The sequence below is a fragment of the endosymbiont of Riftia pachyptila (vent Ph05) genome (assembly GCF_000224455.1).
GTDB lineage: Bacteria > Pseudomonadota > Gammaproteobacteria > Chromatiales > Chromatiaceae > Endoriftia > Endoriftia persephonae.
Genome location: NZ_AFOC01000008.1, coordinates 45525 through 53113 on the forward strand (window position 1 = coordinate 45525; position 7589 = coordinate 53113).

Annotated in this window: 6 protein-coding genes; 4 read left to right on the forward strand and 2 right to left on the reverse strand. The window is 58.5% G+C overall.

Annotated elements, in window-relative coordinates:
• Positions 1–90 precede the first annotated feature (90 nt).
• The 4 genes from RIFP1SYM_RS02280 to RIFP1SYM_RS02295 are packed head-to-tail and all read left to right on the forward strand — an operon-like array spanning position 91 to position 3095.
• Complete coding sequence (locus tag RIFP1SYM_RS02280; RefSeq protein ID WP_139042037.1) at positions 91–870, forward strand: type II secretion system minor pseudopilin; 780 nt, start codon at positions 91–93, stop codon at positions 868–870.
• Complete coding sequence (locus RIFP1SYM_RS02285; RefSeq protein ID WP_005959028.1) at positions 863–1954, forward strand: PilN domain-containing protein; 1092 nt, start codon at positions 863–865, stop codon at positions 1952–1954. The genes RIFP1SYM_RS02280 and RIFP1SYM_RS02285 overlap by 8 nt, the downstream gene beginning before the upstream one ends.
• Positions 1951–2541 carry a type II secretion system protein GspM gene (gspM, locus tag RIFP1SYM_RS02290; protein ID WP_005959029.1) on the forward strand — a complete coding sequence of 197 codons (591 nt, stop codon included), beginning with the start codon at positions 1951–1953 and terminating at the stop codon, positions 2539–2541. The genes RIFP1SYM_RS02285 and gspM overlap by 4 nt, the downstream gene beginning before the upstream one ends.
• A gap of 2 nt (positions 2542–2543) precedes the next feature.
• Complete coding sequence (locus tag RIFP1SYM_RS02295; RefSeq protein ID WP_006475372.1) at positions 2544–3095, forward strand: hypothetical protein; 552 nt, start codon at positions 2544–2546, stop codon at positions 3093–3095.
• A gap of 26 nt (positions 3096–3121) precedes the next feature.
• Here the strand turns inward: RIFP1SYM_RS02295 and RIFP1SYM_RS02300 are convergent, their stop codons facing one another.
• Both RIFP1SYM_RS02300 and RIFP1SYM_RS02305 read right to left on the reverse strand, forming a co-directional pair.
• Positions 3122–6238, reverse strand: a complete 3117-nt coding sequence (locus RIFP1SYM_RS02300; RefSeq protein ID WP_005959031.1) for an efflux RND transporter permease subunit — start codon at positions 6236–6238, stop codon at positions 3122–3124.
• Between the two features lie 237 nt (positions 6239–6475).
• On the reverse strand, positions 6476–7589 hold a 1114-nt coding region (locus RIFP1SYM_RS02305; protein ID WP_139042038.1), incomplete at its 5' end, for an efflux RND transporter periplasmic adaptor subunit.

A 7589-nucleotide genomic window follows, 5' to 3' on the forward strand; every position in this document is an offset into this window, starting at 1 on the left:
AAGGGTGAACGGGGTATTGCGTTGCTCTTGGTGTTGTGGCTGATTGTCCTGCTCAGTGTGATTGGGGGCAGCCACGCCAGAAACGGTAGAATGGAGCTAAATCTGGCCGCCAATCAACGAGAGGCACTGCAGGCCCGATTACATGCAGAGGCAGGTCTGTATATGGCGATCGATGATCTGCTTGTGTCATCCAGAGAGGGCGGTTTCCGGTTGCGGGGTGTGGAGAATCAGGTTGAGTTTGAGGGAACACAGCTCACCGTTTCGATCATCAATGCGACTGGACTTATCGATATCAACCAGGCCACGCCATCGACCCTGGAAGCGCTGATTGTCTCGACTGGTATGAAGGAGGAGCAGGCCCGTTCTCTCGTTGATGCCATCCTCGATTGGCGAGATGCTGACGACCTGATTCGGTTACAGGGGGCGGAGGCCAGGCAGTATGCAACAGCCGGGCTGGCCTATCGTCCTGCCAACGCCCGCTTCAAGAGTGTGCAGGAACTGAAGATGGTACTGGGGATGACGGCAGAGACCTACCGTGCAATCGTACCCTTCATCACCGTGCATTCAAAAGGTGGGGCCCTCGACAGCGCACAAGCCCCGGCTGCGTTGTTGCGCCAGCTGGAGCAGCAAGAGGCGGCTGTGATGCGGGGTTCGGCTGGCCGGCAGATAGACAGGCCACAGGTGCCAGGCTCGCTCCCCCGGCAGTTGCCGGCATACCCGATCTACCATCTTGATGTGCGGGCAGTGACGGGGCAGGGTGGCCGCTCTCATATCAGGGCGGTCGTTGATATCAGCGGCAATCTGCAACGGCGTTACCGCATCCTTGCCTGGCGGGAGCTGGCGGGAGACCAAGAGGTGAAGGATGGCTGAACAGAGTGCTATGTCGTTCGCCCGGATGCAGGATCTAGCCGCTCAATTTTGGCACTGGTGGATTGCTGAACTGACCGGAATGATGCCAGAGTTTGTTAAGCGAATTCTGTTTGGAGGGCAGGTCTACCAGATTGTCGTAGAGGGTGATGAGCTCGCTATCAGGCGAGTGGTCAAAGGGGCGAAGGGGGTCGAGCCCGTGATGGTTGGCTTGATCGATCCGTCAGGGCTGGGTAGAGAGCGACTCCTGTTGCAGGATGCGAGAAGAGTGGAGCTGATTCTGCCCCCAGAGGGCTACCTGAAAAAGCGGCTAATCCTACCTAGAGTTGCGGAATCCAATCTGCGGGAGGTGCTCACCTTTCAGCTGGAGCAGGAGACGCCGTTCAGGTTGTCGCAAGTCTACTTCGATTCCCTGTGCGTTGCCCGCAATCGGGGCAGTCAGACCCTGACGATTGATCTCTATGTCGCCCCCAGGGGGCGTGTCGATCTGCTTTTGGAGCAGCTCAGCAAACACGCGATCCGATTAGATGCGGTCACGGTGGATGGCGAGATTGCCGGCGAATCGCTCGAGCTGAATCTTATGCCGGGGGAGCAGCGGAGAAGGGGCTACTCCTTTGCCAGGCGCCTCAACTATCTGCTCGCAGGTCTGGTGCTGCTGCTTGGTTTGAGCAATCTGCTCTTTCCGCTTTGGGAGAAAAGCGTTGAGTTGGAGCGTTTACAGCTCAAGGCAGCTCAGCTCAAGCAGCAGGTGGTGAAGGCGCGTGAGTTACGGGAGCGGGTCGATACAGCTAAAAATGAGGCTGGATTTATCCTCGAAAAGAGAATGGAACACGCCCCTGTGTTGGAAGTGATCAATGAACTGACACATCTGTTGCCGGATAATACCTGGCTCGATCAACTCGAGATTGATGCGGGAGATGTGCAGGTGCATGGTTTTTCTGCGTCGGCGTCGACGCTAATCTCGCTGCTGGAGTCATCGAATAGCTTTAGCGATGCACGCTTTCGCTCCTCCATTACCAAGAACGCAATCAATGATATGGAGCGGTTCCATCTCTCCGCGCAATTTGTCACGGAGGCGACTCGATGAGGCTTGGTGTATCTCCCAGCCTGCGCAAGCTGGCAGCACAGCTATTGCTGCTGTTGCTTGTTGTCGGGGGCGCGGCGGCTCTGCTGATCCCGTATTTGACGATCAAGCAATCCTACGATGATGAGATTGCCAGCGTCCGCAAACGCATTGAGATCTATCAACGTTCGGTGGCTGTAGCGGAAGCATTACAACAACAGTATCAGCAACTAGAGATGGCTAACCGGAGGGACAAGCGTTATCTGAGGGCACAGAGTGAGTCTCTTGGCGGTGCTGAGCTCCAAGGTATATTGACCCGCGTAGTTCGCTCGAGCCGGGGCAAGCTCTTGAGTACACGGGTGCTACCGATCGAACAAGATGGCAGTTTCGGCAGGGTCTCTATCCGGGTTAGCATGAAGGGGGCGATGGAGTCGATATTTGGTGTTCTCTATGCGCTGGAATCGGGAGAGCCCTATCTGCTTATCTCTGATCTGCAGCTGCAAGGAAAACGCACATCCCGCCGCCATGGGGCAGCGGGCAGAAATCAGTGGGCTAAGGCCGGGACTGAGCTTGCTTGTACTTTTGTTCTGTCGGGTTACATCAGGGGCTGAGGGTGAATAGCATCAGTGGCCGTATTAATATCCTCAGTCTGTTGTTGCTGTTGGCCCTCGCGGGGCTTGGCAAGCTACTGCTTCTGCAATGGGAAGATATGGAGCGGAAGCAGGACGACTCGCGGCCAGTATCCACCCAGGCGAATGGGGTGGCTAACACGCTGAAATTGCCAGACAGTGGCGCCTATACCATCCCTCCCCGCAGTGCCTTTCGTGAGGTGCTTGAACGCCCTCTGTTTATTGAAGGGCGTGTGGCGCCTCAGCCGGAGATCCGACAGGTTCAGCCGGTGGTACAGGCGCGCCCCAGTCTACAGCTGGAGGGGGTAGTGATCGTCAATCAGCGGCGCATCGCAGTGGTAAGAGAGGTGCGGGGTAATTCGGTGATCCGTCTACAGGTGGGGGATAATTATAGTGGTTGGTTGGTTGCCGAGGTCGCCAGGGATCGGGTGGTGATGAGACAGAATGCTAGCCATATCGAATTGGCGCTCGATGCTGATCAAGGTGGCAGGAGCGCGATCCGACGTGTTGAGCCGCCATCTGCAGATCAGAAGTAGAGGCTGCCTCTCACAACATGCCTTGATTACCTCTCACTCTCGCGCTGCTTCCATAGATAGAAGACCGCCGGAACCACCACCAGGGTGAGTAGGGCGGCGCTCAACATCCCCCCCACCATCGGCGCTGCGATCGGACGCATCACATCTGATCCACTGCCACTCGCCAGCAGCACCGGTAGCAGACCAAAGATAACGCTGGCCACGGTCATGATCTTGGGGCGGACCCGCATCACCGCGCCCTCGATCACCGACTCGCTCAACTCCTCCCTGGTCAGCCGGCGATCGTGCAGCTCTATCGCCTGTAGTGCGGCCCGGTAGGACTGATTGAGGTAAACAATCATGACCACTGCGGTCTCTACGGCGATGCCGGCCAGGGCGATGAAACCGATCCCGACGGCAATCGAGAGATTGAAGTCGAGTAGATAGAGCATCCAGGCGCCGCCGGTCAGGGCGAACGGCAGGGTGGCGATGATGATCCCCACCTCGGTCAGGTTGCGGAATGCCAGGTAGAGCAGCACCAGGATGATGATAAAGGTCAGCGGGATGACCTGAATCAGTCGTGCATTGGCGCGTTGGTAATGTTCATACTGCCCCGACCAGGTGATTGAGTAATTTGGCGGTAGGGTGATCGCCGCGTCAACCCGCTGCCGTGCCTCAGCGACATAGGAGCCGAGATCCCGTCCACGGATGTCGACAAAGACCCAGCCGTTGGGACGGGCGTTTTCACTCTTGATCATCGGTGGCCCATCCTCCACCTCGATCTGGGTGATCTGGCCGAGGGTGATGTGGCGGCCGTTTGGCGTGACGATGGGAAGATGGCGCAACTTCTCCTCACTATCGCGAATGGCGCGTGGATAGCGGATATTCACCGGATAGCGTTCGAGGCCTTCAACGGTCTCGGTCACGTTCACGCCGCCGATGGCGGTGCTGATGATCTCCTGGACATCCTTGATATTGAGGCCAAGGCGCGCCGCCCGTAGCCGATCGATCTTGATCTTCAGATAGCGTCCGCCATCGACCCGCTCGGAAAATACCGAGGCGGTGCCCTCCACCCCGCGCAGCGCCTCCTCGATCACCTCCCCGATATCCTCGATCACCTCAAGATCAGGGCCGGCGATCTTGATTCCAACGGGGGTCTTGATACCGGTAGAGAGCATGTCGATGCGGGTCTTGATCGGCATCACCCAGGCGTTGGTTACGCCGGGGATATCGACCCGCCGGTCCAGCTCCTGCTTGAGTTTATCCAGGGTCATACCCTCCCGCCACTCTGACTTTGGCTTGAGGGTGATGGTGGTCTCGATCATGGTCAGGGGGGCTGGATCAGTAGCGGTCTCGGCGCGCCCGATCTTGCCGAATACCCGCTCCACCTCTGGTACGGTGCGGATCAACCGGTCGGTCTGTTGCAACAGCTCTTGCGCCTTACCGATCGATAGCCCAGGGAAGGTGGTGGGCATATACATCAGATCCCCTTCATCCAACTCCGGCATGAACTCCGAGCCGATCTGACTGATCGGCCAGACGGCGGTGAGGGTCAGCAGCAGGCTGACAAAGAGGACGGCAATGGGGTGGCGCAAGGTAAAGCGGATGACCGGCAGATAGCCGCGGATGGTCCAGCGGTTGATCGGATTGCTCTCCTCCTGCGGCAGTTTGCCGCGGATGAAGTAGCCCATCAGCACAGGCACCAGGGTGATCGAGAGGATAGCCGCGGCGGCCATGGCATAGGTCTTGGTGTAGGCCAGGGGAGAGAAGAGCCGCCCCTCCTGGCCCTGCAACACAAACACCGGCAGAAAGCTGAGGGTAATGATCACCAGTGAGAAGAAGAGCGGAGGTCCGACCTCGATTGCGGCCGCCTCGATCTGTTTCCAACGGCACTCCCCGTGGTTACGTTCGGCATGTTTATGGGCGTTCTCCAGCATCACGATGGCGGCGTCCACCATCGTGCCGATGGCGATGGCGATGCCGCCGAGGGACATGATATTGGCGTTGATCCCCTGCCACTGCATGATGCCGAAGGCGGCCAGTATGCCGACCGGCAGGCTGGTGATGATGATCAGTGAGGTGCGCAGGTGGAACAGAAACAGGATGCAGATCAGGGAGACGACGATAAACTCCTCGACCAACCGCTGTTGCAGGTTGTCCACAGACTGGTTGATCAGCCGTGAACGGTCGTAGGTCTCGACGATCTCCACGCCTTCCGGCAGCCCCGCCTTGAGCGACTCCAGCTTGTGTTTCACGGCTTCGATGGTGGCGCGGGCATTCTCTTGCCAGCGCATCACCACGATGCCACCAACCACCTCGCCCTGACCGTCCAGTTCGGCGATGCCGCGTCGCATCTGTGGGCCGAGACGGATCTTTGCCACATCTTTCAGCAAGATCGGGGTGCCTTTGGAGCTGAGTCCCAGTGGCACTTGGGCCAGATCTTTCACCCCCTGCAGATAGCCGGTGGCGTAGACTATGTGTTCAGCCTCTGCCTGTTCAATGACTGAACCGCCTACCTCGCGGTTGGCGTCCTGGATCGCCTGTTTTACCTTGGAGAGGGGGATGTTGTAGAGGCGAAGCAGATTGGGTTCCAGGACTACCTGATACTGGCGCACCATGCCACCCACGGTAGCCACCTCTGCTACCCCGGGCACCGTTTGCAACTCATACTTGAGGAACCAGTCCTGGATCGAGCGGAGTTGGCTCAGGTCATGTTTCTGCTGTCGGTCCACCAGGGCATACTGATAGATCCAGCCGACACCGGAGGCGTCGGGTCCGAGTGCAGGTGTTGCACCATCGGGTAATCTGGCACTGACCTGAGAGAGATACTCCAGCACCCGCGAGCGGGCCCAGTAGAGATCGGTGCCGTCTTCGAATACCACGTAAACGAAAGAGTCGCCGAAGTAGGAGTAGCCCCGTACCGCTACGGTGCCAGGCACCGACAGCATGGCGGTGGTCAGCGGGTAGGTGACCTGCGCCTCCACCACCCCGGGGGCCTGGCCAGGGTAGCTGGTCTTGATGATGACCTGGGCGTCGGAGAGATCGGGCAGGGCATCGATCGGAGTCTTTTGGAGTGATACCAGCCCCCAGCCAGTCAACAGTAGTGTGAGTAAAAGAACGAGCGGTCGGTTCGCTAAGGACCAACGAATAACTGCAGCAATCATGCTAGCCCCAGTTTGGTTTTTAAGGTGGTTATATGGCCCAATGTCAGATTGGCTACTGAGTCACCGGTATGGACTGTTTCTAGAGAAACCGCCGCTGGTGGGGTTATCCTTAGCCTCCACATCGCGGCATCGATAGCTTCCTGCCTAATAGGCTGCGGCCAGCTCCACAGGAAGCGCTTCATGGTCCTTCCGAAAGAAACAGCAGATATCCGTGACGGCCCTCGATTTTTAGTTTGATTAATGGCTGTGCAGGCGGGCGAGGCTGCCCTTGAGGCTGGCTTCGGAGTCGATCAGAAACTGCCCTGATACGACCACCTCATCGTTAACCGTGAGCCCGTTGGTGACCTCGATCCAATCCCCAAACTCCTGGCCTGTCTTGACAGGATGCGGTAGAAAATGGCCATCCTCCAGCGCCAGGATAACGCGCTGCTGGTGCCCGGTCTGGATCAACGCCTCCTTGGGCAGGGCCAGGATATCGGGTTGTGGAGGGCCGTGGATAGTGATCTCGGCCAGCATATTGGGGAGCAGCGCCTCGTCAGGGTTGTCGAAGCGCATGCGTACCTTCAGCGTCCGGGTCTCAGGGTCCAGACTGGGATAGATATATTCAACCTGGCCTTTCCAGACGCGTCCCGGATGGTTGGGGGTGCGCACCTCGGCCTGTTGACCGCGGCGGATCCAGCCGGCCTGGGATTCGAACACATCCGCCAACACCCAGATGCTGGAAAGGTCGGCCAGCGTCATCACCTTAGTGGTGGGCATGACATACTGCCCCTCGATCACGGGTAGGTCGACGACGATGCCATCGAGTTGGGCAAAGGTGTCGTCGTAGTAGTCGGAGAGGGCAGCGGTGAAGAGTTTGAACAGAAACTGCCCTTTCTCTACCCGTTCGCCTTCAGAACGAACAGTCAGACCCTCCACATTACCGTTTGCCGGGGCGTAGACATGGCGCAGGCGCGTCTTGTCATACTCGATGTACCCCATCGTCTCCGCCGTGCGGCTGAAGGTCATGCGTTGTAGCTGGGCGACACGGATGCCGAGGCTCTGTACGATCTCCGGGCTGACGGAGACCTTGGCGTGAGCTCCACCCTCCGCCCCATCCTCTTGTTTAACGGGTTCCAGGTTCATGCCGCAGATCGGGCAATTGCCAGGATCTTTGGTCACAATCTGCGGGTGCATGGGGCAGACATAGTCGGTTTGATCGCCGCCAGCTCCCTGCTGGCGTAGCTGTGGAACGCTGGCCTCGGCCATATCGGGCTTCGGTGTGCCCATGGCCATCGGCATCTCTGCCGGATTATGCTGATGGCCGCTGTGGTCCTGTCCCATGGCGGGGTCCATGGCCATCTTCTGGGCG